Genomic DNA, 285 nt, shown 5'->3' on the forward strand with positions numbered 1-285 from the left:
CGGCTAAGCGAGTTGACTGAACAGTCGATGACGGTCTATTTCTGTATGGGGCTATAGCTCAGCTGGGAGAGCGCCTGCCTTGCACGCAGGAGGTCAGCGGTTCGATCCCGCTTAGCTCCACCATACTAAAGGTAATTCAGAGTATATTGGCGACAGTATGCTGCGAATTATTTTGCTCTTTAACAATCTGGAACAAGCTGAAAAATTGAAAGACTCAGTAATATCACCGAGGTATTATTGAGTTATCTCTCAAGCTGAACAATCCGAGACAGTTTCGGGTTGTGA

General features: G+C 46.0%; 1 tRNA gene. It reads left to right on the forward strand.

Going from position 1 to position 285, the window contains the following annotated elements:
• Nucleotides 1-47: 47 nt before the first annotated feature.
• Nucleotides 48-123: transfer RNA gene (locus tag SLS51_RS23610), tRNA-Ala, on the forward strand.
• Nucleotides 124-285: the final 162 nt, after the last annotated feature.

It is taken from the genome of Photorhabdus africana (assembly GCF_035181445.1).
Lineage (GTDB): Bacteria > Pseudomonadota > Gammaproteobacteria > Enterobacterales > Enterobacteriaceae > Photorhabdus > Photorhabdus laumondii.